Origin of the sequence: Streptomyces sp. NA02950 (assembly GCF_013364155.1) — a bacterium.
Taxonomy (GTDB): Bacteria; Actinomycetota; Actinomycetes; order Streptomycetales; family Streptomycetaceae; genus Streptomyces.
The window spans coordinates 1,135,281-1,160,388 of record NZ_CP054916.1 but is presented as its reverse complement, the minus strand read 5'-3'; the positions used below and the strand labels follow the sequence as shown (position 1 = coordinate 1,160,388).

Sequence of the window (25,108 nt, the reverse complement as noted above, 5' to 3'; positions counted from 1 at the left end):
GTACGGACCAGCAGGACAGGGCGTCCCGCCCGCGCCGCGCACACCATGGGCCCATGACGGAGGAGAAGCGGGAAGGCCGGCGCTCGGGACTCATCGGCGAACTCTCCGCGGAGTTCGCCGGGACGATGGTGCTCATCCTCTTCGGATGCGGTGTGGTCGCACAGGTGGTGGCGGGCGGCGCGCTCACCGACCCGCCCGGCGCGCTCGGCGACCACGACTCCATCGCCTGGGCCTGGGGACTCGGCGTCACCCTGGGCGTCTACGTCGCCGCACGGCTCAGCGGTGCGCACATCAATCCGGCGGTCACCCTCTCCCTGGCGGCCTTCAAGGGCTTCCCCTGGAGCAAGGTGCTGCCCTACACCCTGGCCCAGACGCTCGGTGCGTTCGTGGCCGCCCTGCTGGTGCGCTGGAACTACACCGAGGTGCTGGCGGGCGCCGACCCGAAGCACACCTTCAAAACCCAGTTCGTGTTCTCCACCCTCCCGGGCAACGGCTCGCTCCCGGTGAGCGAATGGGGCGCGCTGCGCGACCAGATCATCGGCACCGCCATCCTGGTGCTGCTCATCTTCGCCGTCACCGATCTGCTGAACACGCCCCCGCAGGCCAATCTTGGCCCGTTCATCATCGGCCTCATCGTGGTCGCGATCGGCATGGCGTGGGGCGCCGACGCCGGATACGCCATCAACCCGGCCCGTGACTTCGGCCCCCGGCTGGCCAGTTTCCTCACCGGGTACGACACCGCCTGGCGGGACCAGTACGGGAATCTCTACTTCTGGGTGCCCATCGTCGGACCGCTGGTCGGCGGACTGGTCGGCGCGGCCCTGTACAAGGTCCTGATCAGCCGCTTCCTCCCGGTCGCCGGGCAGCAGGAAGTGGGACGCACCCCCGCTCCGGAGAGCTGAGCCGGGCCGGACCCATCCACGAGAGGCGGCGGAAGGATGCCGGAATTCGTCGGAGCGGTGGATCAGGGGACCACCAGCACCCGCTTCATGATCTTCGACCACGACGGCAGCGAAGTGGCGAGGTACCAGCTGGAGCACCACCAGATCCTGCCGCGCTCGGGGTGGGTCGAGCACGACCCGGTGGAGATCTGGGAACGCACCAACTCCGTGATGCAGAACGCCATCCGCACCGGCGGGCTCTCACCCGCCGACCTGGCCGCCATCGGCATCACCAACCAGCGCGAGACCACCGTCATCTGGGATCCGCGCAACGGCCAGCCGTACCACAACGCCATCGTCTGGCAGGACACCCGCACCGACGCCATCGCCGCCGCCCTCGAACGGGACGGCCACGGCGAGGTCATCCGCCGCAAGGCCGGACTGCCGCCCGCCACCTACTTCTCCGGCGGCAAGATCAAGTGGATTCTGGACAACGTCGAGGGTGTCCGCGAGGCAGCCGAACGCGGCCACGCGATCTTCGGCAACACCGACGCCTGGGTGCTGTGGAACCTCACCGGCGGCCCCGGCGGCGGTATCCACGCCACCGATGTCACCAACGCCAGCCGCACCATGCTGATGAACCTGGAGACGCTGGACTGGGACGACGAACTGCTGGAGATCTTCGGCATTCCGCGCTCCATGCTGCCGACGATCAACCCTTCCTCCCACGCCGAGGCGTACGGTCAGGCCCGCACCACCCGCCCGCTGCGCACCGCGACCCCCATCACCGGTGTCCTCGGCGACCAGCAGGCGGCCACCGTCGGGCAGGTGTGCTTCCGCCCCGGCGAGGCCAAGAACACCTACGGCACCGGCAACTTCCTGGTCCTCAACACCGGTGCGGAGCTGGTGCGTTCGACCAGCGGGCTGCTCACCACCGTGGCGTACCAGTTCGACGGCAGCCCCGCCGTCTACGCCCTGGAGGGCTCCATCGCGGTGACCGGCTCGGCCGTCCAGTGGCTGCGCGACCAGATGAAGATCATCGAGGACGCTCCGGCCAGCGAGCGGCTGGCCCGTTCCGTCGAGGACAACGGCGGGGTCTACTTCGTCCCTGCGTTCTCCGGTCTGTTCGCCCCGTACTGGCGCTCCGACGCCCGTGGCGCGATCGTCGGCCTCACCCGCTACAACACGGGAGGCCATCTCGCCCGCGCCACCCTGGAGGCCATCTGCTACCAGAGCCGGGACGTGGTCGAGGCCATGGAGAAGGACGCCGGAACCCATCTCGATGTGCTCCGGGTGGACGGCGGTGTCACCGACAACGACCTGTGCATGCAGATCCAGGCCGATGTGCTGGGGGTGCCGGTCAGCCGGCCGGTGGTGGCCGAGACCACCGCCCTCGGTGCCGCCTACGCCGCCGGTCTCGCCACCGGCTTCTGGCGGGACACCGATGAGCTGCGCTCCCACTGGAGCGAGTCCAAGCGCTGGGAGCCGCAGTGGAGCGATGAGCGGCGCGAAGAGGGCTACGCGGGCTGGCGGAAGGCCGTGCAGCGCACCCTGGACTGGGTGAAGGTTTCCTAGCGTCCGTGGCGCGCGGTTGCGGCGGTCACCGGGCGGCGTTTACCTGGGAACGTACCCGGCGACGCGGAGGTGGCCGAGGTGAGAGCCGTCGTCTACGAGAAACCCTTCACCGTGGCCGTGAGGGATGTCGACGACCCCCGGATCGACCACCCGAACGATGCGATCGTACGGGTCACGTCCAGCGCGATCTGCGGCGCCGACCTGCATATGTACGAGGGCCGTACGGCGGCCCGGCCGGGCATCGTCTTCGGGCACGAGAACATGGGCATCATCGAGGAAACCGGCTCGGGCGTCACCTCGCTGTCCAAAGGGGACCGCGTGGTCGTACCGTTCAACGTGGCCTGCGGATTCTGCAAGAACTGCCTCGCGGGCTACACCGGCTTCTGTCTGACGGTCAACCCCGGCTTCGCGGGTGGCGCCTACGGCTATGTGGCGATGGGCCCATACACCGGTGGCCAAGCCGAGCGGCTGCGAGTGCCCTTCGCCGACTTCAACTGTCTGAAGCTGCCCGAGGGCGATGAGTTCGAGACCGACTTCGTCCTGCTCGCGGATATCTTCCCGACCGGCTATCACGGATGTGAGCTGGCACAGGTCTCCCCGGGCGAGAGCGTGGTGGTCTACGGCGCGGGACCGGTGGGGCTGATGGCCGCCTACTCGGCCCTGCTGCGCGGCGCCGCCAAGGTGTTCTCGGTGGACCGGGTGCCCGAGCGGCTCGCCAAGGCCGACGAGATCGGGGCGGTCGCCATCGACTTCACCAAGGGCGACCCGGCGGAGCAGATCAAGGACCGGACCGGTGGCGAGGGCACCGACAAGGGTGTGGACGCGGTGGGCTACCAGGCCCGGTCCCGCGACGCCGGCCACGAGGAGCCGGCGGTCGTCCTCAACGAGCTCGTCGACACCGTGCGGCCGACCGGGATGCTCGGGGTGCCGGGCCTGTACGTGCCGTCCGACCCCGGCGCCCCCGATGAGCACGCCAAACACGGCCAGCTCCTCCTCTCCATCGGCCGGATGTTCGAGAAGGGGCAGTGGATCGGCACCGGCCAGTGCAACGTCAAGCGGTACAACCGCCAGCTGCGCGACATGATCATCGCCCGTCGGGCCAAGCCCAGTTTCGTGGTCTCGTACGAACTCCCGCTGGACCAGGCGCCGTCGGCGTACGAGAAGTTCGATCAGCGGATCGAGGGCTACACCAAAGTGGTGCTGCACCCGGCGCTCGCGGCCTGATCGCACCGTTCCCAGAAAATCACCAAATGGGGTGAATGCGACATAATCGAAACTGAGGCCCGTGTGTGGGCTCTCCGGGTGATGGCCGTGTTCCGGCGGCGGTGAGGAGGACCGATCATGAAGAGCGAGGCGGCGCTGGCCTTCGCCAGCGGTTACCTCTTCGGACGCCGCCGCAGGATGCGGTGGGCCGTCGCCCTCGCCGGTATGGCGGCGGGCAAGCGTCTCGCGTCCGGCCGCGTCCCGGTGGGCACCGACGCACTGCCCACCTCCGAGATCGGCAAGGTGGGCCGTGATGTGCGCGGCAAGGTGGCGTCGGCGGGGCGGTCGGCCGTCGTGTCGGTGGCCAGTAACCGTATGAACGCCCTGAGTGACCGGCTGGAGCGCCGGGCGAACACACTGCGCCCCGGCGGGGACACCTCCGAGAAGCCGGACGGGTCCGAGCGGCAGGAGACCTCCGAGGAGCGGGACGCCTCCGAGCAGCGGGGCACCTCCGGGAAGCGGGAGGCGAAGGGCAAGGCGCGGGAGCGCAAGGACGCTTCCGCCGCGCGGTCCGGCGGGCGGAGCCGGAGCGAGGAGCGCACGCGCGGCGGGGAGCGGAGCCGGAGCGAGGACCGGCGGCGGAAACCGGCCGCCGACCGCCCGGCGAAGACCCGGAAGCGGAGCGAGTCCGGTGGGTCCGGACGACGGAGTCAGGGGTGAGGGTCCATGGCGCAGAAGGCGGATGAACGAGGCTCGGGAGGGCTCGGCGCCCTCGCCGAGGAGCTGCCCACCGATCGTCTGAAGAAGGAGGCGCGGAACCTCCTCGGAGCCCTGGGTCAGAAGGCCGTGTCATCGGTGACCCAGCGTGGCAAGAAGGCCGTCGGCAAGACCGGAGACGGTCTGGACCTGCCGATGAAGCCGCTGGTGAAGGCGGGGTTGGAGACGGTCAAGGACAAGGCGGTGGACAAGGCCGAGGAAGTGATCCCGGGTCTGGGCGGTGGCAAGGGGGGTGACCGGGACAAGAAGCTGAAGGTCACCAATATCGTCGAGCAGATCGACGTCGGGGCCCCCGTCTCGCTCACCTACGATCTGTGGACCCAGTTCGAGGACTTCCCCAGCTATATGAAGAAGGTCGAAGACGTCTCGCAGGAGTCCGACACCGAGCTGGACTGGAAGGCCCAGGTCTTCTGGTCGCACCGCAAGTGGCACTCCGAGATCGTCGAGCAGGTGCCGGACAAGCGCATCATCTGGACCTCACGCGCCGAGAAGGGCCATGTCAACGGCGCGGTCACGTTCCACGAGATCGCACCTGAGCTCACCCGGATCCTGCTGGTCCTCCAGTACTACCCGCAGGGCTTCTTCGAGCGCACCGGAAACATCTGGCGGGCCCAGGGCCGCCGGGCGCGGCTGGAATTGAAGCACTTCCGCCGCCATCTGATGGCCGAAGTCCTGCTCGAGCCCGACGAGATCGAAGGCTGGCGCGGCGAGATCCGCGAGGGCGAGGTCGTCGACGGAGAAGACGAAGACAGAGAAGACGAAGACAGAGAAGACGAAGACGAAGACGAAGACGAAGAAATCGAAGACGCATACGAAGAGGACGAAGAGGACGAAGAGGACGAGGGCCGCGAGGGCGGAGAAGACGCATACGACGAAGACGAAGACGCGTACGAGCAGGAGCCCGACGAGGACGAGGAGGAGGCGCCCCGGCGCTCACGCCGCCGCTGACCGTCCCCTCGCCCCGCCACGCCGTCCGCCCCCGTACTCGTTCACCGGTCCGGTGTGACGAGGGATTTCTCGAAGGGCAGCGGGCCGATGGTCTCCGGGTCGGCGCTGAGGTCGAACAGCGGGGTGTATCCGGTGGCGAGATAGAGCCCGCGTGCTTCCGGCTGCCGTGGCCCGGTGGTCAGGTAGAGGCGTTGGTACCCGCGCTCGGCCGCGGCCCGCTCCAGCTCGGCCAGCACCCTGCGGGCGAGCCCGCGCCGCCGGTGGCCGGAGTGGGTCCAGATCCGCTTGAGTTCGGCGGTGCGCGCGTCGTAGCGGCGGAACGCGCCCCCAGCCACCGGCTCGCCGTCCTCCAGCAGCAGGAGCAGCAGTCCGTGCGGCGGTGCGAACTCCTCGGCCGGATAGCGGCTGATCTCGCCGTGGGCGTCCTTGCCGTAACGGCGGGAGTACTCGTCCCCCAGCTCGCGCAGCAGCGGCTCCACCAGCGGATCGTCCACGGTGACAGGGACCACCGCGAACCGTGCCGGAGGTTCGGCGACGGAGGCGGAAACGAACTCCACAGCCATGGAAGGGCCTTTCGCAACAGGGATGTGCGCAGGGGAACGCGCAACGGGACGAGGGAGGAACGGGAGGGAGCGGCCGGGCGCCGCGCCGCGGACGCGGATGCCCGGGGCACCGCAACGGGCGGAGCGCCGGTGTCAGACGCCGGGGGAGGGGCGGCGGGGCCGCGACGGGGGATCGGCCGGTGGAACGGCCCGCTGCCGGGTCAGAACGGACACGACGCCGACCACACCCGACCGAAGTCGATGTGGTCGCGGGTGACCAGGGGCAGCGCACTCCTCACGCGCATCATTGAGCACCGCGCCGATCCCGTCCGTCAACCGTGGTCCACATGATGGTCAGACGTCACCCAAGTGTGCGTAGGCCGTGCGGAGTTGACGCTTGAGAATCTTGCCGCTCGGGTTCTTCGGCAACGACTCGGCCAGCGCCACGTACTTGGGCACCTTGTAGCCCGCGAGCCGGGAGCGGCAGTGGTCCAGGATGTCCTGGACGTCCACCGTCTCACCCGGCCGCGGCACCACCACCGCCGTCACCGCCTCGATCCAGTACGGATGCGGCACCCCGAACACCGCGGCCTCGGTGACCGCCGGGTGGGTGTGGATGACCTCCTCCACCTCGCGTCCGGACACGTTCTCCCCGCCGCTGTTCACCATGTCCTTCTTGCGGTCGACGACGGTCAGATACCCCTCGTTGTCCATCACCCCCAGATCGCCGCTGTGGAACCAGCCGCCCCGGAACGTCTCCGCGGTGCGCTCGGGGTCCCGCCAGTAGCCGAGCATGGTGTGCGGGCCCCGGTGCACGATCTCGCCGACCGTGCCCGGCGGCACCGGGCGGTCGTCCTCGTCCACCACCAGCGTCTCGACGTTGAGCGCGGCCCGCCCCGCGGAACCGGCCTTGCGCTCCTGGTCGTCCGGGCCCAGCACGGTGGCGATCGGGGACATCTCGGTCTGGCCGTAGAGGTTGTACAGCGCCAGCCCCGGCAGCCGGTGGCGCAGCTCGGCCAGCACGGCCACCGGCATGGACGCCGCGCCGTAGTAGCCCTTGCGCAGCGACGACAGGTCGCGGGTGCCGAACTCCGGATGGCGCAGCAGCGCGATCCAGACCGTCGGTGGTGCGAACAGCTTGGTCACCCGCTCCGCCTCGATGGTGGCCAGCAGGGTCGCCGGATCCGGGCTGGGCAGCACCAGGGAGGTGGCGCCGAGATAGACGTCCGGGGTGAGACAGGCGTGCAGCTGGGCGCAGTGGTACAGCGGCAGCGCGTGGATCTCCACGTCATCGGCCGACATGTCGCCGACCACGATCGCCGTCAGATACTGGGAGATCAGGTTGCGGCTGGTCATGATGGCGCCCTTGGGCCGGGACTCGGTCCCCGAGGTGTACATCAGCTGCACCGGATCGTCGTCGGCCAGGGCGGGGTCGGGCACCGGGTGGCCGTCCTCCTCGCCCAGCGCGGCCAGGTCCTCCCACTCCCCGCGCCCGCCGCCGATCGCCGCGCGCACCACGAGGCGCGGTGGCGCCGCCTCCGCCAGCGCCGCGTCGGCCGCGTCGAGCAGATCGGCGCCCGCGACGATGCCCACCGCTCCCGAATGGTCCAGCACATAGGCGACTTCGGGCGGGGTCAGCATGAAGTTGACCGGGACCGACACCGCGCCCAGCCGGGCGAGCGCGAAGTAGGCGACCACAAAACCGTGGGCGTTGCGCGCGTACAGCACCACCCGGTCGCCCCGGGCCACTCCCCGCGCGGCCAGCGCACCCGCGGTCCGGTCCACCACCGCGTCGAGTTCGGCGAACGTCTGCCGCAGCGGACCGTCGACCACGGCGGTCTTGTGCGGCAGCCGCAGCGCGGTGCGCGACAGCAGATCGGCGATGCCGTGGCGGCGGGCGCGCACGATGTCCACGGGCAGGGAGGATGCGGTCACCGGTGTCTCCCGAGGTGGCGGAGGGCGGATGGACGGATCGCCACGCTGGCACGGCCGGGGTCGGGCTTCAAGGGTGACTGCGCCGGCGGACCGGCACGGCATGCTGCCGGACCGTTTTGCCGGCGCCCCGGCCGCACCCCGCCGGACAAGGGCCGGACGGCCCCGGATCGAGGGCCGCGCAGCCCTGCCGCCGGGACCCGCGGCGGGCCACTCTGGTGGCCCACACAAAGTGGGGGGAAGACGGACGGGCGGCCGCACCGAAGGAGTCATCTCGCCGACTCCAAACCATCTTCGGGCGCGGCCGCCCGTCCGTCCTGTGCAACCACGCTCATCACGCACCACACGCAAGGGGGAGACGTATGTCCCGAACTGCCGCCCGCACCGGCGCCCTGCTCGCCGCCGGCTGCGCCGCCGCACTGCTGTACCCCGCGGCGCCCGCCGGAGCCGCGGGCTCGGTCCACCTGTCCAAGATCTATTACGACTCTCCCGGCAGCGACAACCGCAGCAACACCAGCCTCAACGCCGAGTATGTGCAGATCAAGAACTCCACCTCGCGCGGGGTCAGCCTCAGGGGCTGGGTGCTGGTGGACGCCAGTAACCACAAGTACACCTTCCCGAGCTACACCCTCGGCGCGGGCCGGACCGTGACCGTGCGCACCGGCACCGGCTCGGACACCTCCGCCACCAAGTACCAGGACCGCCGGGCCTACGTCTGGAACAACACCAGCGACAAGGCGACGCTGCGCAAGAGCAGCGGATCCACCGTCGACACCTGTTCGTACAACAGCAGCCGCGTGGACTACAAGATCTGCTGACCATCCCGGAGGTCCCCCTCCGGGCCCACCGGCCACTCCGGTGGCGCGGCACAACCGGTGAACCGCTCCGCTCCCGAGGACAATGGGGGAGGTCGAGGAGCGAGAGCCGGTGAGCGGCGGTGTCGGACTGGGTGTGGGAGTACGAGGGCTACGTGCCCGCTGAGGAGCGGCTGCGGGAGTCGCTGTGCACCCTGGGCAACGGCTACATCGCCACCCGGGGCGCGGCCTCCGAGACCGCCGCCGACGCGGTGCACTACCCGGGCACCTATGCCGCGGGCTGCTACAACCGGCTGGTGTCGGAGGTCGCCGGACGGCAGGTCGAGAACGAGGACCTGGTCAACCTGCCGGACTGGCTTCCGCTGCGCTACCGGCTCGCCGAGCCGGACCCCGCCGCACCCGGCCCCGGCCCCTGGCTCACGCCCGACGGCGCGGAGCTGACCGGCTACCGGCAGATCCTCGACATGCGGCACGGCACGCTCACCCGGCGGCTGCGGTTCACCGACCGCCACCGCCGGGTGCTCGCCGTGGAGCAGCGGCGGCTGGTCCACATGGGCGATCCCCATCTGGCGGCACAGCGGACCACCTTCACCGCCGAGGGCTGGTCGGGCACGCTCGAGATCGAGTCCGCGCTCGACGGTGCCGTGGCCAACGCGGGGGTGGCCCGCTACCGCGATCTGGCCGGGCACCATCTGACCGAGCTGCGCACCGGGGCCGCCGACCCCGGCACGGTGTGGCTGAGCTGCCGTACCTCCGCCTCCGACGTACGGGTGGCCATGGCCGCGCGCACCCGGCTGACCGAGGGCGCTGCCGCCACCACCGGACAGCGCCTCACCGGGACCGGAGCCGTCCGGGGGCTGACCGTGCCGATCACTTCCGGGGCACCCGTGACCGTGGAGAAGACCGTGGCGGTGCACACCTCCAGGGACGCGGCGATCGCCGATCCGCTGTGCGCCGCCGTCGACCGGGTGGAGCGCGCCCCGGACTACGCCGGACTGCTGGTCACCCACCACACCGCCTGGGAACACCTGTGGCGCGAGGGCGCGTTGGATGTGCCGGGCGAGGCGGGCCGCATCCTGCGGCTGCATCTGTTCCACGTGCTCCAGACGCTCTCCCCGCACACCGCGGAGCTGGACGTGGGCGTACCGGCGCGCGGACTGCACGGCGAGGCGTACCGCGGCCATGTGTTCTGGGACGAGCTGTTCGTCCTGCCGTATCTGAACCTGCACTTCCCCGAGGTGTCCCGGGCGCTGCTGCACTACCGGCACCGCCGGCTGCCCCAGGCGTGCCGCGCGGCGGCGGACGCCGGGCGGGCCGGGGCGATGTACCCGTGGCAGAGCGGCAGCGACGGCCGCGAGGAGACCCAGGTCCTGCATCTGAACCCGCGCTCGGGCCGCTGGCTGCCCGACTACACGCGGTTGCAGGCGCACGTCGGCTCGGCCGTGGCGTACAACGTGTGGCAGTACTGCCAGGCCACCGGGGACACCGACTTCCTGCACACCAAGGGCGCGGAGATGCTGGTGCAGATCGCCCGGTTCTGGGCGGACGCCGCCGTCCTCGACCCGGACCACGGGCGCTACCGGATCCGCGGGGTGGTCGGTCCCGACGAGTACCACGACGGCTACCCCGGCGCCCAGCGGCCCGGCCTCGACGACAACGCGTACACCAATGTCACCGCCGCCTGGGTGCTCACCCGTGCCCTGGAGCTGGCCCGCACCCTGCCCGAGCCGCGGCGGCGTGAACTGTTCGAGCGCATCGGCCTGGACCGCGCCGAACCGGAGCGCTGGGAGGACGTCTCCCGGAGGCTGCGCATCCCCTTCCACCGGGGCGTCATCAGCCAGTTCGACGGCTATCAGGACCTGGCCGAACTGGACTGGGACGGCTATCGCGCACGCTACGGCGACATCCGCCGCCTGGACCGGATCCTGGAGTCGGAGGGCGACACCGTCAACCGCTACCAGGCGTCCAAACAGGCCGACGCGCTGATGCTCGGCTACCTCTTCTCACCCGCCGAACTGGCCGAGCTCTTCCGGCAGCTCGGCTACGGTCTCGACGACGACACCTGGCGCGCCACGGTCGCGTACTACCTGCACCGCACCAGCCACGGTTCGACCCTCAGCGGACTGGTGCACGGCTGGGTGCTGGCGCGGGCACGGCGCGCCGACGCATGGCGTTTCTGCCAGGAGGCGCTGGCCGGTGATGTCGCCGACATCCAGGGCGGCACCACGGGCGAGGGCATCCACCTCGGCGCCATGGGCGGCACCCTCGATCTGGTGCAGCGCGGTCTCACCGGTCTTGAGACCCGTGAGGAGGCCCTGTGGCTGGACCCGGTGCCGCTGCCGGAACTCTCGGAGTACGGAGTGTCCGTGCGCTACCGCGGCCACTGGGGGATCACGCTGCGGCTGCGCTCCGGGCGGCTGTGGATCAGGGTGCCGGACTCCGAGGAGCCGCCCGTCGAGGTGCGGCTCGCCGACCGCACCCTGACCATCGAGCCCGGCGAGTCCGTCTGGCTGCCGCTGCCGTCGGGCTGAGCGCCGCCGCACCGCCGCGGCGGCCCCGGCCCGCTACTCCGCCAGTGTGTCCAGGATCTGCTGCCCGTACTTCGCCAGCTTGTTCTCACCGACACCGCTCACCGTGCCCAGCGCCTCCAGCGTGGCGGGCTGCTCGGTGGCGATCTGCCGCAGCGTGGCGTCGTGGAAGATCACATACGCGGGGACGCCCTGCTCCTTCGCGGAGGCGGCGCGCCAGGCGCGCAGCCGCTCGAAGACCGGCACCGCCTCCTCGGGCAGTTCGGCGGACGCCTCCGCGCCCTTGGACTTGGACGCCTTGCCGGTCTTGGCCGCGCGGGCGGCCTTCTCCGGCTCCCGCCGCAGCCTGACCTCACGCTCCCGGTTCAGCACCGCGGCGCTGCTCTCGGTGAGCACCAGCGTGCCGTAGTCGCCCTCGACACCGATCAGCCCCTGCGCCAGCAACTGCCGTACCACACCGCGCCATTCGGCCTCGCGCAGCTCGGTGCCGATGCCGAACACCGACAGGGCGTCATGGTCGAACTGGATGACCTTCGCCGTCTTCTTGCCGAGCAGGATGTCGATGATCTGGCCCGCGCCGAACTTCTGGTGGCGCTCCCGTTTCAGCCGGACCACCGTGGACAGCAGCTTCTGCGCGGGGATGGTGCCGTCCCAGGACTCCGGCGGGGTCAGACAGGTGTCGCAGTTGCCGCAGGGACCGCTCTGCTGGCCGAAGTAGGCCAGCAGCCGGACCCGGCGGCACTCGACGGTCTCGCACAGCGCCAGCATGGCGTCCAGATGGGCGCCCAGCCGCCGCCGGTGGGCGTCGTCCCCCTCCGAGGTGTCGATCATCTTCCGCTGCTGGACGACGTCCTGGAGCCCGTACGCCAGCCAGGCGGTGGACGGCAGCCCGTCCCGCCCCGCGCGGCCCGTCTCCTGGTAGTAGCCCTCGACGGACTTGGGCAGGTCCAGATGGGCCACGAACCGCACATCCGGTTTGTCGATGCCCATGCCGAAGGCGATGGTCGCCACCACCACCAGACCGTCCTCGCGCAGGAAGCGCGCCTGGTGCTCGGCGCGGGTCCGCGCGTCCAGCCCCGCGTGGTACGGCAGTGCCTCGATCCCGTGGGCCACCAGGAAATCGGCGGTCTTCTCCACCGACGAGCGGGACAGGCAGTAGACGATGCCCGCGTCGCCCGTGTGCTCGGTGCGCAGCAGTTCCAGCAGCTGCCGCTTGGGGTCGTTCTTGGCGGCGATCCGGTACTGGATGTTGGGGCGGTCGAAGCTGGCCACGTAGTGGTGGGCGTCCTGGAGCTTCAGCCGCGAGGCGATCTCGGAGTGGGTGGCCTCGGTGGCGGTCGCCGTCAGCGCGATCCGGGGCACGCTCGGCCAGCGCTCGTGCAGCTCGGACAGGGCCAGGTAGTCGGGCCGGAAGTCGTGTCCCCACTGGGCCACGCAGTGCGCCTCGTCGATGGCGAACAGCGACACCGTGCCCCGGTCCAGCAGCCGCAGCGTGGACTCCACGCGCAGCCGCTCCGGCGCCAGGTACAGCAGGTCCAGCTCGCCCGCGAGGAACTCGGCCTCGACCAGCCGCCGCTCGTCCAGGTCCTGGGTGGAGTTGAGGAAACCGGCCCGCACCCCGAGGTTGCGCAGGGCGTCCACCTGGTCCTGCATCAGCGCGATGAGCGGTGAGACGACCACCCCCACGCCCTTCCGGACCAGCGCGGGGATCTGGTAGCACAGCGACTTGCCGCCGCCGGTCGGCATCAGGACCAGCGCGTCACCACCGGCCACCACATGCTCGATGATCTCCTGCTGACCTCCCCGGAACGCGTCGTAGCCGAAGACGCGGTGCAGTACGCGCTCCGCCTCGCTGCCGTCGGGGCCGTTGCCGGGTTCGGGACCGTTCTCCGGGAGAGCCATCCGGCGATTCTAGAGGTCCGCGCCGGGGCCCACGAAACGTGTGGGCCCCGGCCGCGGGCGTGGGCGACGGGCGGGTGCCCGGGCCGCTAATGCCGGGTGAACCGGGCGACGACGGACACGGTGGCCGCGCCCGTCATCATGCCGCCGGGGTTCGCGGTCATCCCGAAGTCCTCGCGGTCGATCACGACCTCCGCGGTGAGCGTGACGGCGTCCTTGGCCGCCTCGTCGAGCCGGGCGGTGAACGTCATCGGGTGGCTGTGGCCGATGACGGTCAGCACGCCGTTGACCCGCACCGCGCCGCTGCCCTCGGGGGACGCGTCGGTCACGGTGAAGACCATCCGCGGATGGTTGGCCACGTCGAAGAAGTCCGGGCCGCGCAGATGGGTGTCGCGTTTGCGGATGCCGGTGTCCAGCGAGGCGGCGTCGATGGCCAGGTTGCCGTGGGCGGAGCCGTCGGGCCTCACCTCGCCGTCGCCCTCCACCCGGGTGAAGGCGCCCTTGACATTGACCAGCCCCCACATGCCCCGGTGCCGGAGACGGACCGAGGACCGGTCGGCGTCCAGGCGCCAGTGGCCGACGGCGGGGGAGGCGGGGGAGACGGGGGAGGTGGGGGTGGTGTCGGCGGTGTCCGCCATGGCGTTCACGTCCTTCGCAGCCGGCGTATGTCCCTCTGCAGGCTAAACAGCGCGCGGGGATCCGGCGCGGTGACGTTCCCCCGCCCGGCGGCACCGCGCGGTGGTGGCCTCGCCGGCGGGCGGGGGCGCGCCTGGGCCGAACGGGTGGATCCCGCCGGACAGAACGGAGGCTGGGAACGCCGGTTGGATGGAGCCCGGGCTGGGCATGGTGGCCGGTGAGCATGGCGGCTCGCCATGCTCACGTCCAGAAGGTCAGTAGGTTCCTTCCCCCACAAGGAGGCCGATCGTGACATCCAGCAGGCTTGTGCGTGCCTTACCAGCCGCCGTGGCGGCGGTTCTCGCCCTCGCGGGCGGACAGGCCGTGGCCGCCCCCGCCCCGACCGAGCGCGCCGCCGCCCGTGTGGTGACGTACGACGCCTCCGGGGCGGCCGAGTTCAAGGACGCCGTGGCCAAGGGCGTGGCGGTGTGGAACGAGAGCGTGGCCAACGTCCAGCTCAAGCCCGCCACCTCCGGTCAGCGGGCCAACGTGCGTGTCGTCGCGGACGACGGCTGGCCGCGCGCCGCGGTCACCGGCCTGGGAAGCGGCACCGTCTACTTCGGCCGCCAGGCCGTCGACCAGGGCTACAACACCGTGCGGATCTCCTCCCACGAGCTCGGCCACATCCTGGGGCTGCCCGACAAGAAGCCCGGCCCGTGCTCCAGCCTGATGTCCGGCTCCACGGCCGGGACGTCCTGCACCAACCCCTATCCCGACGCCTCCGAGAAGTCCGAGGTGGAGGGCAACTTCGGCGTCACGGCGGCGACTTCGGGCACGGCACGGACCACCGTCCACGCGGACTGATCCGGCGCACCGGACCGGCCTGACCGGCCGGCCCGAGCGCTCGGCGGGGCGGGCCTGAGATCCCCCACGGCCCGCCCCCGGCACTACCGGGCCACGCCCTCCACCCGCAGGGGCGGCGTCGGAAGCCCCCCACGGCGCGGCAGCAGCACCGTCCGCAGCGCGACGGCGGGGGAGAGCAGCCGCGACGGGGGCGCGGCCAGATGCGTGATGTCGCGGAAGGCCGCGCCGACCACCGGATCGATGGTCGCCCGCGCCACCAGGCGGCCGAAGTACCAGGTCTGCAATCGCTCGGCGGTCCCGGGCGGGGTCGCGTCGTCCCCCGTCGCGTACGGGCGGTCCGCGCCCACGGCGGTCAGCCAGGCGGTGTCACTGGCCCGGGCCACCGCGCGCTGCGCCACGGCGGCCAGACCCGGCCGCAGACCGCCCTCGGTGAGGCACCGGCGCAGCGCGAGACCGCTGAGGGCGGCGACGGACATGCCCTGCCCGTAGATGGGGTTGAAGGTGCAGGCGGCGTCCGATACCGCGATGAAGCCCTCGGGCACGCCGCCCTGGGCGTGGTAGTAGCGGCGGCGGTTGGCGGTGTCACGATAGCCGTACGGCGGGGACACCGGTTCGCAGCCGCGCAGATGCTCGTGCAGATGAGGTTCGTCGAGCGACGCCACGAAGTCCAGCACCTCCGAGCCGTCGGTGGGTGGATGGTGGCCGCGCACTCCGGACATCGTCAGCAGCCAGTTGCCGTTCTCCACCGGGCACCACGCGGCGCCGCGCGGGCAGTTGGGCCGGGGCTCGACGACCATCGACATCTCGAGCGGTTCGGCGGGGCGCAACATCTGGGTTACGTAGCCGATCCCGGCATCGACCACCTCCTCGCGCGGTGCCGGACGGCCGAGTTGCTCGAACCACTGGGGAGCGCGCGAGGAGCGCCCGGAGGCATCGATGACCAGATCGGCGTGGATCTCGCGCTCGGCGCGCCCCGCGTCGCGCGAACGCACCCGTACACCGGTCACCCGCTCCGCCGTGCCGAGCAGCCCGACGGCCTCGGTCGCCTCCAGCACCTCCACCCGGGTGCCGGAGCGGTCCGCCTCGGCGAGCACCCGGGCCCGTACGGTGGCGTCGAACAGCGGACGGGTGCAGCTGAGCAGGGCATGCTTGCCCTCGTGGTAGCGGCGCTGCCAGCCGGTGGAGGTCCTGGTGATCACATCGCGCGGCGCCTCCATGCGGTGTGCGCCCGCCGCCTCCAACTCCGCGAGCGTGCCCGCCAGAAGCGTGTCCAGGGCCCGCTGGCCGCCGCTGAGGAAGACATGGAGATGGCGCCCCTGCGGGACGCCCTTGCGGAACATCGGATCCTCGGGATAGCGGTCCCGTTCGATCACGGTGACCGTGCCGACATGCCCGATCAGAGCGCCTAACGCCAGCGTGCCCGCCAGCCCTCCGCCCACCACTACCGCCGTGCCGTTCATCCCGTACCCTCCTGGCCCAAGATCGCTTCGGCCCAAGCCTGGAGCCCGGGACAGGGTGCGTCAACACGGCCGGTGGGGAGGGCGGAGCGCTCCTCCCCACCGGTGCGCCGGGTGCGCCGGGCTCAAGGCACCACCACGATCTTCCGGCCCTCGCCCGACCGGAACCGGTCCAGCGCCGCGGGGTACTCCTCGAGCGGCAGCCGGTGGCTGATGAAGACCTCCGGGTCCAGGACGCCCGAGGCGAACAGTCCGGCGGCTCGTTCGTAGCTGTGCAGCACGGCCATCGAACCGGTGATGGTGATCTCCTGGTTGTAGATCTTGTACGGCTCGATGGTGGCCCGTGTCGCGTAGTCGGAGACACCGAACTGAAGAAACGTTCCGGCCTTGGCCACGCGGCCCAGCCCGTCCTGAATGGCGGCCTGGTTGCCGGTCGCGTCGATGACCACGTCCCAGCCGCGCGGCTGCTCCAGCTCCGCCGCCGAGGCGGCGGACCGGGAGCAGCCCAGGGTGCCCGCGGTGGACAGCCGGTCGGCGTTGATGTCCACCACGTCCACGCTGGTGGCCCCGGTCCGCTTGGCCAGCTCCAGCATCATCAGGCCCATGGTGCCCGAGCCGTAGATCAGCACCTCCGCGCCCAGATTGCCGTGCAGCACGTCATAACCGCGCACCGCGCAGGACAGCGGCTCGATGAGGGCCGCGTCCGCCATCTCCACATGCTCCGGCAGCTTGACGCAGTTGGCCACCGGGGCGACGGCGAACTCGGCGGCACCGCCGGGCACACTGACCCCGATGGCGTTCCAGTTGTCGCAGAGATTGCCCCGTCCGATCCGGCAGTAGCGACACTCATGGCAGTGCAGGGAGGGATCCACCGCGACCCGGTCGCCCACCGCCAGCTCGGTGACACCGCTGCCGATGCCCACCACCTGTCCGGCGAACTCGTGCCCGGGGATGATCGGCAGCGTGGGGGCGAACTCGCCCTGGAGAATGTGCAGATCGGTGCCGCACAGGCCGCACGCCGCCACATCGACCACCACCTCGCGGGGTCCCGGCGTGGGGTCCGGAACGGTCTCGACGGTGACCTTGCCGGGGGCTTCGATGACCGCGGCCCTCATTTGACGGCTCCTAGCGACAGGCCCTGGACCAGCTTGTCCTGGGCGGCGAAACCGGCGGCCAGCACCGGCAGGGAAATGACGACCGACGCGGCACACACCTGGGCGAGGAACAGGCCCTGGCTGGTGACGAAGCCGGTCAGGAACGCCGGCGCGGTCTGGGCGACCACACCGGTGAGCACCTGGGCGAAGAGCATTTCGTTCCAGCTGAAGATGAAGCAGATCAGCGAGGTGGCGGCGATCCCCGGACCGGCGATCGGGGCGATCACCCGCACCAGGACGGTCGGCAGCCGCGCGCCGTCCATCTGCGCCGCCTCGATCACGGACACCGGGATGTCGGCGAGGAAGGACTGCATCATCCACACCGCGATCGGCAGGTTCATCGAGGTGTAGAGGATGACCAGCAGCCAGATGTTGTCCAGGAAGCCGGTGTCCTTGGCGAACAGGAACACCGGGAGCAGACCGGCCACCACCGGCAGCATCTTCGTGGACAGGAAGAAGAACATCACATCCGTCCACTTGCGCACCCGCCGGATGGACAGCGCGTACGCCGCCGGAAGCGCCAGCACCAGCACGAAGAGGGTGGAGAACACGCTCGCGCCCAGCGAGTTGAGCAGCGGCGGCCACGGGCTGGCCCCACCGCCCGCCCCGAAGAACTCGCGGTAGCCGTCCAGGGTGAGGGGCGCTGCCACCGACGGCGGATTGGTGGCGGCGTCCGGCTCGGAGTGGAAGGAGGTCAGCACCATCCACAGCACCGGCAGGACGAACACGATCCCGGTGAACCAGGCGAGCAGGCCGAGCGCGGCACCGCGGCGCCTGGCCCGGCGGGCGGACGGGGGAACGGCGGTGGTGGCCGCCGGGGCGGTCGACGCGGTCATGCGCGGGACACCTCCTCACGGAACAGGGACGACACCACACGCAGCGCGAAGGTGGCGATGACGATCGTGCCGATCACCACCAGCACGCCCGCCGCGGATGCCAGCCCGTACTCATGGGCGTTGTAGAAGGTCTCGTAGATGGTGTAGGGGAGGTTGGCGGTGTCCAGGCCGCCACGGGTCAGGGTGAACACCGCGTCGAAGTTCTGCACGATGTAGATCGACCCGAGCAGGGTGCCCAGCTCCAGATAGCGGCGCAGATGCGGCAGGGTGAGATAACGGAAGATCTGCCAGTTGCCCGCACCGTCCAGCCGGGCGGCCTCGATCATGTCCAGGGGGCGGCTCTGGAGCCCGGCCAGCAGGATCAGCATCATGAACGGTGTCCACTGCCACACCAGGGACATCTCCACGGCCAGCAGGGGCATATCGGAGATCCAGTCCGGCTGGGGCCCACCCAGCCAGGTGAGTACCCCGTTGAACAGCCCGTACTCAGGGTTGTACAGCGCATGCTTCCACAGCAGCGCGGAGGCCACCGGGACCAGCAGGAACGGTGCGATGAGCATGGTGCGCACCAGTCCGCGGCCACGGAACCTGCGGTCCAGCAGCAGCGCCAGCAGCAGTCCCAGCACCACACTGACGATCACCACGGTGGCGGTCAGCAGCACGGTGGTCAGGATGGACTCGCGCAGGCCCTCGTCACTGGCGACGGTCCGGTAGTTGTCCAGACCGGTGAACTCACGGCGCTCGGGCCGGAAGGCGTTCCAGTCGAAGAAGGAGATCACCAGTGTGGCCGCGAACGGCAGCTGGGTGACCACGATCAGGAAGATCAGCGCGGGCATCAGCGGAGCCCGCGTGGCCCACTCGCGGGCGCGGTTGCGGGGGATCTCGGGGGAGCGCCGGGTGGCGGTGGCCGCGGCCGGCGGGCGCGGGCCGCGGACGGGGGCGGCAGTCGTGGGATTACTCATCTCGGTACTCCTCGCCGACCCTCTCGGCCAGCTTCTGCGACTTCTTCAACGCCTCGTCGACGGACTGCTTTCCGGCGATCGCGGCACTGATCTCCTGGGCGACCTTGGTGCCGAGGTCGGAGAACTCGGGGATGTCGACGAACTGGATCCCGATGGTCGGCCGTTGTTGCACACCCGGGTCACGTGGCCGGGCGCTGGTGATGGCCTTGCGGGTGACCTCCGAGAAGGTGCCGGCGGCCTTGCGGTAGTCGGGGTCGGCGTAGGTGGACGCCCGTTTGCCCGCCGGGACATTGGCCCAGCCGAACGTCTTGCCCACCAGGGTCTCGTACTTCTTGCTGGAGGCCCAGCGGACGAACTTCCACGCGTTGTCGGGGGTGCGGGTCGCCTTCTGGATCCCCCAGGCCCAGGTGTAGAGCCAGCCCGAGCTCTTGGTCTTCACCACCGGCGCCTGGACATAGCCGATCTTGCCCTTGACGGGCGAGTCGGCGGCCTCCAGCGATCCGGCGGCCGAGGTGGCGTCGTACCACATGGCGCTCTTGCCCTGGGTGAGGTTGTTGAGGCATTCGGCGAACCCGGACTGGGCGGCGCCCGCCTCGCCGTGCTTGCGCACCAGGTCGACATAGAACTTCGTCGCCTTGGCGAACCCGGGGGAGGTGAGCTGCGCCTTCCAGTCCTTGCTGAACCAGGTGCCGCCGAAGGTGTTGGCGACCGTGGTGAGCGGCGCCATCAGCTCGCCCCAGCCGGGCAGTCCGCGCAGACAGATGCCCTTCATCCCGTTGCGGGCGCCATCGGCCTTGGCCGCCAGGTCGGCCACCTGCTGCCAGGTGGGCCGCTCGGGCATGGTCAGATGCTTCTCGGCGAACACGTCCTTGCGGTACATCAGGAACGACGACTCACCGTAGAACGGCTGGGCGTACAGCCGGCCGTCGTCGGCGGTCAGCGACTGGCGCATCGGGGGCAGGATGTCCTTCTGGTCGAAGGCCCGGTCCTTCGCCACCCGGTCGTCCAGCGGCAGCAGCCAGTCGTTCCTGGCGTAGAACGGCACCTCGAAGTTGCTGATGGTGGCCACGTCGTACTGACCGGCCTGATTGGCGAAGTCCTGACTGATCTTGTCGCGGACGTCGTTCTCCGGCAGCACCGTGAAGTTCACCCTGATGCCGGTTTCCTTGGTGAAGTGCTTCGCGGTGAGCTTCTGCAAGTCCATCATCTGGGGGTTGTTGACCATCAGCACATTGATGGTCTTGCCGCCGGACCCACCGCCCCCCATGCCGGCGCACCCGGCGAGGAGCGCTCCCGCGGTCAGGGCCACCAGCGGTATCCGGGCAGCACGAAGTGTCAGGACGGGCATGACAGGTCCAATCGAAGGGACGTGTGGGAGGAAGGGGGGAGTAACCGCGCTGCGCAGCATACGGCGTGACGGCGTGTCAGGCGCGGATGATCTGCGGGCCCAGCAGGGAGTAGCGGTGTGCCTCGGTGAGCGGGAGTCCGGTGTCGGTCACGATGGCCTCGAAGTCGGACACTTCCGCGAACCGGCAGAAGCTGACGGCGCCGAACTTGGTGTGCACCCCGGAGAAGATCTTCCGCCGGGAGACCCGGACCACCTGCGCCTTGACCTCACTGACCGCCGGATCGGGCGTGGTGAGGCCGTACTGCCGGGAGATGCCGTTGGCGCCGATGAAGGCCAGGTCGATGACAAAGCCGGAGAGCATATGGGTCGCCCAGTGGTCCACGGTGGCCATGGTGCCGCCGCGCACCCGGCCGCCGAGCAGCAGCACGGTGGTGTTCTCCCGCCCTGCGAGACCGCCCGCGGTGGCGAGCGACGCGGTGATCACGGTGAGCGGACGGTCCCGGGGCAGGGCCTCCGCGATCAGCTGCGGGGTGAACCCCTCGTCCACGAAGACCGTCTCGGCGTCGCCCAGCAGCGCGGCCGCCGCCTCCGCGATCCGGGACTTCTCCGGGACGTGCATGGTGGTGCGGAAGGCCAGGGTCGTCTCGAACCCCGCGCTCTCCACGGGATAGGCACCGCCGTGGGTGCGGCGCACCAGACCGTGTTCCTCCAGCACCCTCAGGTCGCGGCGCACGGTCTCCTTGGAGACGCCGAGGTCCGCGGCGAGTTTGCCGACGTCGACGACCCCGGCACGGCGGGCCGTGTCGAGGATCTCCCGACGGCGTTCCTCCGCCTCCATCCCGCGCCTCCCTGCGTCACTCTCCTGGCTTGCGTGGAAGTTTTACAAGCGCGCCATCACGTGGCCAGCCTTGACGCCGAGGAGATCGTGACCGTATGTGCCCGTTTCCTGAACGTTATCTCAGCAGGTCAGTGGCTGTGAAGTGGACAGGGATACGGATCGGGGATGCCTGGCTGCCCGCCCGGTGTGCCCGTTTGCCGCCCGTTTGCTGGACGGGGGCGGACCGCGGGGCCCGACCGGGCGGGGCCGACGACTGGAGTGTGCCCGTTCGGACAGCTCCCAGGGGGCTCCTAGGGGGTGTCCGCAAAGTCCCGCCGGGCCCGCGACGCCTGGTACGCACGCTCGCTGCGTTGCCGGGATCACCCGGGCAGGCCCCCTACGAGCGCGAAGCTCAGCCTTGCGATCGCACGCCAGACGCCGCGGGCTCACCCGGCGCGACTTCACGGACACGCCCTAGGAGCGGGGCGGCTCGTGGGTCAGCGCCCCCGAGGCATCGAGGATCCGGGCCGCCACATTCACCGAGTCCACCAGCGGATGGAGGGCGAGAGCCCGCAGGGCCGCACCGCGGGCGCCGCCCGCGCGGGCGCCCGCCCCGGTCGCCGCCGAGGCGGCCGCCGCCTCGATCGTCGAGCGCTCCACCGCCTTCAGCGAGAGCATCAGCCCGAGCTGGTCCGGGGCCACCGCCCCGGCCGCCAGCGGGCGCGCCCCGCCCGCGTCCACCAGACACGGCACCTCCACCACGGCATCGGCGTCGAGACCCGGGACCGCGGAGCCGTTGCGGACGTTGAGGATCAGGGTGGCGCGCTCATTGCGGGCGATGGCCCGCATGAGGGCCAGCGCGATCCGGTCGTAGCCGCCGCCGTCGAGGTCACAGGTGTCGCGCTGCCATCCGCCGGTGGCCTCGCGGCTCTCCGCCATGTACGTGGCCTCGCGCTCCAGCCGGGTCCGCTCCCAGACCTCCAGCGCCCCCGCGCCCTCGGCGGCGGCCGAGGTGTAGAAACGGGCCTGCTGCTCCCGGAGGAACTCGCCGCGGGTGGCCGGCGCCTGCCGGATCGAGGCCACCGCCTCGCGGTTGAAGTAGTAGTAGTGCAGATACTCATTGGGCAGGGCGCCCAGCGCCCGCAGCCATTCGGCGCCGAACAGCTTGCCCTCCTCGAAGGACTCCAACAGGCCGGTGTCCGCGAGGAGTTCGGGCATCCGGTCCCGGCCGTCCACGACCAGCCGGCGCAGCCAGCCGAGATGGTTGAGCCCGACGTAGTCGTAGGAGGTCCGGTCCGGGTCGGCGCCCAGCGCCCGCGCCGCCCGGCGGCACAGCCCCACCGGTGAGTCGCAGATGCCGATCACGCGGTCGCCCAGCACCCGCTGCATCGCCTCGGTGACCATGCCCGCGGGGTTGGTGAAGTTGATGACCCAGGCGTCCGGGGCCACCGCCGCGATCCGCTCGGCGATCCGGACCGCCACCGGCAGGGTGCGCAGCCCGTAGAGCACCCCGCCCGCCCCGACGGTCTCCTGGCCGAGCACCCCCTCGGCCAGCGGGAGCCGCTCGTCGTGCGCACGCCCCTCCAGACCGCCGACGCGGATGGCGGAGAACACGAAGTCGGCACCGCGCAGCGCGTCGTCGAGGTCGGTGGTGGCCCGTACGGCGGGGGCGGTGGCACGGCCCGCCGCCTGCTCGGCCAGGACCGCGCCGATGGCGTCGAGCCGGGTCCGGTCGGTGTCGTACAGCACCAGCTCGGTGCAGCGCCCCGCCGCGTCCCCGGTGTCGTCCAGCAGCGCCCGGTACACCAGGGGCATACGGAAACCGCCGCCGCCCAGCACAGTCAGCCTCATACGGTCAGTACCTCCACATCGGCCTCGCGGAACACGGCGAGCGTCGCCGGATCGGATGTTGTGTTGGTGATCAGGGTGTCGATCCGCCGGGGTCCGCAGATCCGGGCGAGACCGGTCTCACCGGGGAACTTGCCCGCGGTGACCAGCAGCACCACCTCGCGGGTCGCCTCGAGCATGGCCCGCTTCACCGGCACCTCCACATGGGTGCTGTCCAGCACACTGCCGTCCGGCAGCACCCCGCTGGCGCCGAGGAAGAGCCGGCCGACGTGCAGCTGCCGGATGTTGGACTCGGTGAGGAAACCCACCACCGACCGGTAGTTGGCGCGTACCTGCCCGCCGAGCAGGATCAGTGTCACCTGCGGGTCGTCGCGCAGTTCGTCGTAGACCGCGAGATTGCTGGTCACGATGGTGACCGGCCGTCCGCGCAGCTGCTTGGCGAGCTGGAGCGTGGTGGTGCCGATGTCCAGCAGCAGGACATCGCCGTCCGCGACCAGCTCCGCGGCCCGGCGGGCGACGGCCTGCTTCTCGGCCAGGTCGTCGACCTCCACCTCGCCGAACGGGCGCTCCTCGTCCGGCCTGGGGGCGGCCACCGCGCCGCCGTAGACCCGGGTGAGTCGCCCGGCCCGGCCCAGCTCGGTGATGTCCCGCCGGGCGGTGGCCTCGCTGATGCCCAGACGCGTGGCGATCTCCCCGATGGGGAGCACCCCCTCCTCGCCGAGGATGCTCAGCAGCTTCTCGTGGCGGGTCTCTCGCAGCATGGGGGAAACCTACTCCACCTGAGCGACTCTGCGCGAGTGTGACTGACCTCTTGCATTAATCGTCAGGCGGGTGCAGGGTGTCGCTCACGCCCACGACACCCCGTTCTCCCGGTGCCATGGCGCACCCGTCGCACCGAGGAAGAGTCCCACGGAGCAGAGAAAGGCGCGTTGGTGAGCTTCACGGCCGGAAGACCCGATCCGATCCACTCGATCCACTCGATCCACTCGATCCACCCGATCGATCCGCTCGCGGCGCTGCGCGCTCCCGCGGACCCCGTGCACGACGTCTATCTGACCGGCACCGTGTTCCTGGACATCATCTTCACCGGACTCGACCACGCCCCCGTGCGCGGCACCGAGAGCTGGGCGCGCGGCATGGGTTCGAGCCCCGGCGGCATCGCCAACATGGCCACCGCGCTGGCCCGGCTCGGACTCCACACCACCCTGGCCGCGGCGTTCGGCGCCGACGTCTACGGCGACTACTGCTGGGAGAGCCTGGAGAACGGCGAGGGCGTCGACCTCACCCCCTCCCGTCGGGTCCCCGGCTGGCACTCCCCGGTCACGGTCTCCATGGCGTACGAGGGCGAACGCACCATGGTGACCCACGAGCATCCGGCCCCGCCGCCCGCCGTCCCCGGCACCCCGCCCCGCACCCGCGCCTGCGTGGCCTCCTTCGAACCAGGACGGCCGGAGGAGTGGGTGGGCCTGGCACACGCCCAGGGCAGCAAGGTCTTCGCCGACGTCGGCTGGGACGACAGCGGACGCTGGGACCTCGCCGCCCTCCCCGATCTGCCCCACGCCCACGCCTTTCTGCCCAACGCGGCCGAGGCCCAGCGCTACACCGGCACCGACAGCCCCGAGCGGGCGGTGCGCGCCCTGGCCGAACGGGTGCCCATCGCCGTGGTCACCAAGGGCCCCGAGGGCGCGGTGGCCGTCGACTCGGTCAGCGGGGAGAGCGCCGAGGTGCCGGGGCTCGCCGTGGACGCGCTCGACCCCACCGGCGCCGGTGATGTGTTCGTGGCCGGATTCATGACCGGGACGCTCGCCGGATGGCCGCTCACCGACCGGCTCGCCTTCGCCAACCTCACCGCCGCCCTGTCCGTCCAGCACTTCGGCGGTTCGCTGGCCGCGCCCGGCTGGCCGGAGGTGGCCGGGTGGTGGAACCGCGCCGAACGCTCCGCCCGCGGCGGGGCCGCGGACGCCCGCGACCTGGCACACCGCTACGGATTCCTCTCCGGTCTGATACCGCCCGGAGTGCGCGACTGGCCACGGCTGAGGGCGCTGCCCACCATCGGCTTCCGGGGCGCCTGACACCGCCCGCGGGTCCTGCTCACCGCATGAAGGAG

21 protein-coding genes are annotated in these 25,108 nt (G+C 70.9%); 9 read left to right on the top strand and 12 right to left on the bottom strand.

Translation table 11 applies throughout. The features are described 5' to 3' along the window. Positions 1-53: 53 nt before the first annotated feature. From HUT19_RS04645 to HUT19_RS04625, 5 genes are all read left to right on the top strand, one after another. Positions 54-902: an MIP/aquaporin family protein gene (locus tag HUT19_RS04645; RefSeq protein ID WP_176179210.1), complete on the top strand. Its 849-nt coding sequence runs from the start codon at positions 54-56 to the stop codon at positions 900-902. Positions 903-938: 36 nt separating this feature from the next. Continuing rightward, positions 939-2,456 (top strand): glycerol kinase GlpK, encoded by a 1,518-nt coding sequence (gene glpK, locus HUT19_RS04640; RefSeq protein WP_176179209.1) that lies wholly within the window; start codon positions 939-941, stop codon positions 2,454-2,456. Between the two features lie 78 nt (positions 2,457-2,534). After that, positions 2,535-3,680, top strand: coding sequence for a glutathione-independent formaldehyde dehydrogenase (locus HUT19_RS04635; protein WP_176179208.1), 1,146 nt, complete (start codon positions 2,535-2,537; stop codon positions 3,678-3,680). A gap of 117 nt (positions 3,681-3,797) precedes the next feature. Continuing rightward, positions 3,798-4,379 carry a hypothetical protein gene (locus tag HUT19_RS04630; RefSeq protein WP_176179207.1) on the top strand — a complete coding sequence of 194 codons (582 nt, stop codon included), beginning with the start codon at positions 3,798-3,800 and terminating at the stop codon, positions 4,377-4,379. A 6-nt stretch (positions 4,380-4,385) separates the two neighbouring features. After that, positions 4,386-5,384 (top strand): SRPBCC family protein, encoded by a 999-nt coding sequence (locus HUT19_RS04625; protein ID WP_176179206.1) that lies wholly within the window; start codon positions 4,386-4,388, stop codon positions 5,382-5,384. A 41-nt stretch (positions 5,385-5,425) separates the two neighbouring features. Here the strand turns inward: HUT19_RS04625 and HUT19_RS04620 are convergent, their stop codons facing one another. Continuing rightward, on the bottom strand, positions 5,426-5,947 hold the full coding sequence (locus HUT19_RS04620) for a GNAT family N-acetyltransferase (protein WP_176179205.1): 522 nt from the start codon (positions 5,945-5,947) through the stop codon (positions 5,426-5,428). Between the two features lie 333 nt (positions 5,948-6,280). Beyond that, a complete protein-coding gene (locus HUT19_RS04615) occupies positions 6,281-7,861 on the bottom strand; it encodes a fatty acyl-CoA synthetase (protein WP_254885437.1) in 1,581 nt (526 codons plus the stop codon). Between the two features lie 359 nt (positions 7,862-8,220). Between HUT19_RS04615 and HUT19_RS04610 the strand changes: the two genes are divergently transcribed. Then, entirely contained in the window at positions 8,221-8,676 is a 456-nt protein-coding gene (locus HUT19_RS04610; protein ID WP_176179203.1) for a lamin tail domain-containing protein, read from the top strand. Positions 8,677-8,795: 119 nt separating this feature from the next. Continuing rightward, on the top strand, positions 8,796-11,204 hold the full coding sequence (locus HUT19_RS04605; protein WP_176179202.1) for a glycoside hydrolase family 65 protein: 2,409 nt from the start codon (positions 8,796-8,798) through the stop codon (positions 11,202-11,204). Positions 11,205-11,237: 33 nt separating this feature from the next. On the opposite strand, the gene recQ is transcribed toward HUT19_RS04605, so the two are convergent. Further along, positions 11,238-13,103, bottom strand: a complete 1,866-nt coding sequence (gene recQ, locus HUT19_RS04600; RefSeq protein WP_176179201.1) for a DNA helicase RecQ — start codon at positions 13,101-13,103, stop codon at positions 11,238-11,240. An 86-nt stretch (positions 13,104-13,189) separates the two neighbouring features. Then, positions 13,190-13,738, bottom strand: a complete 549-nt coding sequence (locus HUT19_RS04595) for a YceI family protein (protein ID WP_176179200.1) — start codon at positions 13,736-13,738, stop codon at positions 13,190-13,192. Positions 13,739-14,024: 286 nt separating this feature from the next. On the opposite strand from HUT19_RS04595, the gene HUT19_RS04590 reads away from it, so the two are divergent. Next, positions 14,025-14,579 carry a snapalysin family zinc-dependent metalloprotease gene (locus HUT19_RS04590; protein WP_176179199.1) on the top strand — a complete coding sequence of 185 codons (555 nt, stop codon included), beginning with the start codon at positions 14,025-14,027 and terminating at the stop codon, positions 14,577-14,579. Positions 14,580-14,662: 83 nt separating this feature from the next. On the opposite strand, the gene HUT19_RS04585 is transcribed toward HUT19_RS04590, so the two are convergent. The 8 genes from HUT19_RS04585 to HUT19_RS04550 all read right to left on the bottom strand — a co-directional run bounded on the left by HUT19_RS04585 (position 14,663) and on the right by HUT19_RS04550 (position 23,762). Next, positions 14,663-16,039, bottom strand: a complete 1,377-nt coding sequence (locus HUT19_RS04585) for an NAD(P)/FAD-dependent oxidoreductase (RefSeq protein ID WP_176179198.1) — start codon at positions 16,037-16,039, stop codon at positions 14,663-14,665. 122 nt (positions 16,040-16,161) lie between these two features. Beyond that, on the bottom strand, positions 16,162-17,151 hold the full coding sequence (locus HUT19_RS04580; RefSeq protein ID WP_176179197.1) for a zinc-dependent alcohol dehydrogenase family protein: 990 nt from the start codon (positions 17,149-17,151) through the stop codon (positions 16,162-16,164). Then, positions 17,148-18,026, bottom strand: a complete 879-nt coding sequence (locus HUT19_RS04575; RefSeq protein ID WP_176179196.1) for a carbohydrate ABC transporter permease — start codon at positions 18,024-18,026, stop codon at positions 17,148-17,150. Before HUT19_RS04575 ends, HUT19_RS04580 begins: the two co-directional genes overlap by 4 nt. Beyond that, complete coding sequence (locus HUT19_RS04570) at positions 18,023-18,988, bottom strand: carbohydrate ABC transporter permease (RefSeq protein ID WP_176179195.1); 966 nt, start codon at positions 18,986-18,988, stop codon at positions 18,023-18,025. The genes HUT19_RS04575 and HUT19_RS04570 overlap by 4 nt, the downstream gene beginning before the upstream one ends. Further along, positions 18,981-20,336 (bottom strand): sugar ABC transporter substrate-binding protein, encoded by a 1,356-nt coding sequence (locus HUT19_RS04565; RefSeq protein WP_176179194.1) that lies wholly within the window; start codon positions 20,334-20,336, stop codon positions 18,981-18,983. The genes HUT19_RS04570 and HUT19_RS04565 overlap by 8 nt, the downstream gene beginning before the upstream one ends. Before the next feature lie 76 nt (positions 20,337-20,412). Beyond that, the gene (locus HUT19_RS04560) at positions 20,413-21,174 is read right to left on the bottom strand and encodes a DeoR/GlpR family DNA-binding transcription regulator (protein ID WP_176179193.1); all 762 of its coding nucleotides are present in this window, start codon (positions 21,172-21,174) and stop codon (positions 20,413-20,415) included. A 453-nt stretch (positions 21,175-21,627) separates the two neighbouring features. Next, a complete protein-coding gene (locus tag HUT19_RS04555; RefSeq protein WP_176179192.1) occupies positions 21,628-23,004 on the bottom strand; it encodes a 6-phospho-beta-glucosidase in 1,377 nt (458 codons plus the stop codon). Beyond that, positions 23,001-23,762 carry a DeoR/GlpR family DNA-binding transcription regulator gene (locus HUT19_RS04550; protein ID WP_176179191.1) on the bottom strand — a complete coding sequence of 254 codons (762 nt, stop codon included), beginning with the start codon at positions 23,760-23,762 and terminating at the stop codon, positions 23,001-23,003. Before HUT19_RS04550 ends, HUT19_RS04555 begins: the two co-directional genes overlap by 4 nt. Before the next feature lie 228 nt (positions 23,763-23,990). Between HUT19_RS04550 and HUT19_RS04545 the strand changes: the two genes are divergently transcribed. After that, positions 23,991-25,073, top strand: a complete 1,083-nt coding sequence (locus HUT19_RS04545; protein ID WP_176186471.1) for a carbohydrate kinase family protein — start codon at positions 23,991-23,993, stop codon at positions 25,071-25,073. Positions 25,074-25,108 lie beyond the last annotated feature (35 nt).

What these genes read in the sequence shown, in the direction of transcription:
- HUT19_RS04645 (WP_176179210.1), top strand. Translation starts at nt 54, where the DNA reads ATGACGGAGGAGAAGCGGGAAGGCCGGCGCTCGGGACTCATCGGCGAA.
- glpK (WP_176179209.1), top strand. Translation starts at nt 939, where the DNA reads ATGCCGGAATTCGTCGGAGCGGTGGATCAGGGGACCACCAGCACCCGC.
- HUT19_RS04630 (WP_176179207.1), top strand. Translation starts at nt 3,798, where the DNA reads ATGAAGAGCGAGGCGGCGCTGGCCTTCGCCAGCGGTTACCTCTTCGGA.
- HUT19_RS04625 (WP_176179206.1), top strand. Translation starts at nt 4,386, where the DNA reads ATGGCGCAGAAGGCGGATGAACGAGGCTCGGGAGGGCTCGGCGCCCTC.
- HUT19_RS04620 (WP_176179205.1), bottom strand. Translation starts at nt 5,947, where the DNA reads ATGGCTGTGGAGTTCGTTTCCGCCTCCGTCGCCGAACCTCCGGCACGG.
- HUT19_RS04610 (WP_176179203.1), top strand. Translation starts at nt 8,221, where the DNA reads ATGTCCCGAACTGCCGCCCGCACCGGCGCCCTGCTCGCCGCCGGCTGC.
- recQ (WP_176179201.1), bottom strand. Translation starts at nt 13,103, where the DNA reads ATGGCTCTCCCGGAGAACGGTCCCGAACCCGGCAACGGCCCCGACGGC.
- HUT19_RS04595 (WP_176179200.1), bottom strand. Translation starts at nt 13,738, where the DNA reads ATGGCGGACACCGCCGACACCACCCCCACCTCCCCCGTCTCCCCCGCC.
- HUT19_RS04585 (WP_176179198.1), bottom strand. Translation starts at nt 16,039, where the DNA reads ATGAACGGCACGGCGGTAGTGGTGGGCGGAGGGCTGGCGGGCACGCTG.
- HUT19_RS04580 (WP_176179197.1), bottom strand. Translation starts at nt 17,151, where the DNA reads ATGAGGGCCGCGGTCATCGAAGCCCCCGGCAAGGTCACCGTCGAGACC.
- HUT19_RS04575 (WP_176179196.1), bottom strand. Translation starts at nt 18,026, where the DNA reads ATGACCGCGTCGACCGCCCCGGCGGCCACCACCGCCGTTCCCCCGTCC.
- HUT19_RS04570 (WP_176179195.1), bottom strand. Translation starts at nt 18,988, where the DNA reads ATGAGTAATCCCACGACTGCCGCCCCCGTCCGCGGCCCGCGCCCGCCG.
- HUT19_RS04565 (WP_176179194.1), bottom strand. Translation starts at nt 20,336, where the DNA reads ATGCCCGTCCTGACACTTCGTGCTGCCCGGATACCGCTGGTGGCCCTG.
- HUT19_RS04560 (WP_176179193.1), bottom strand. Translation starts at nt 21,174, where the DNA reads ATGGAGGCGGAGGAACGCCGTCGGGAGATCCTCGACACGGCCCGCCGT.
- HUT19_RS04555 (WP_176179192.1), bottom strand. Translation starts at nt 23,004, where the DNA reads ATGAGGCTGACTGTGCTGGGCGGCGGCGGTTTCCGTATGCCCCTGGTG.
- HUT19_RS04550 (WP_176179191.1), bottom strand. Translation starts at nt 23,762, where the DNA reads ATGCTGCGAGAGACCCGCCACGAGAAGCTGCTGAGCATCCTCGGCGAG.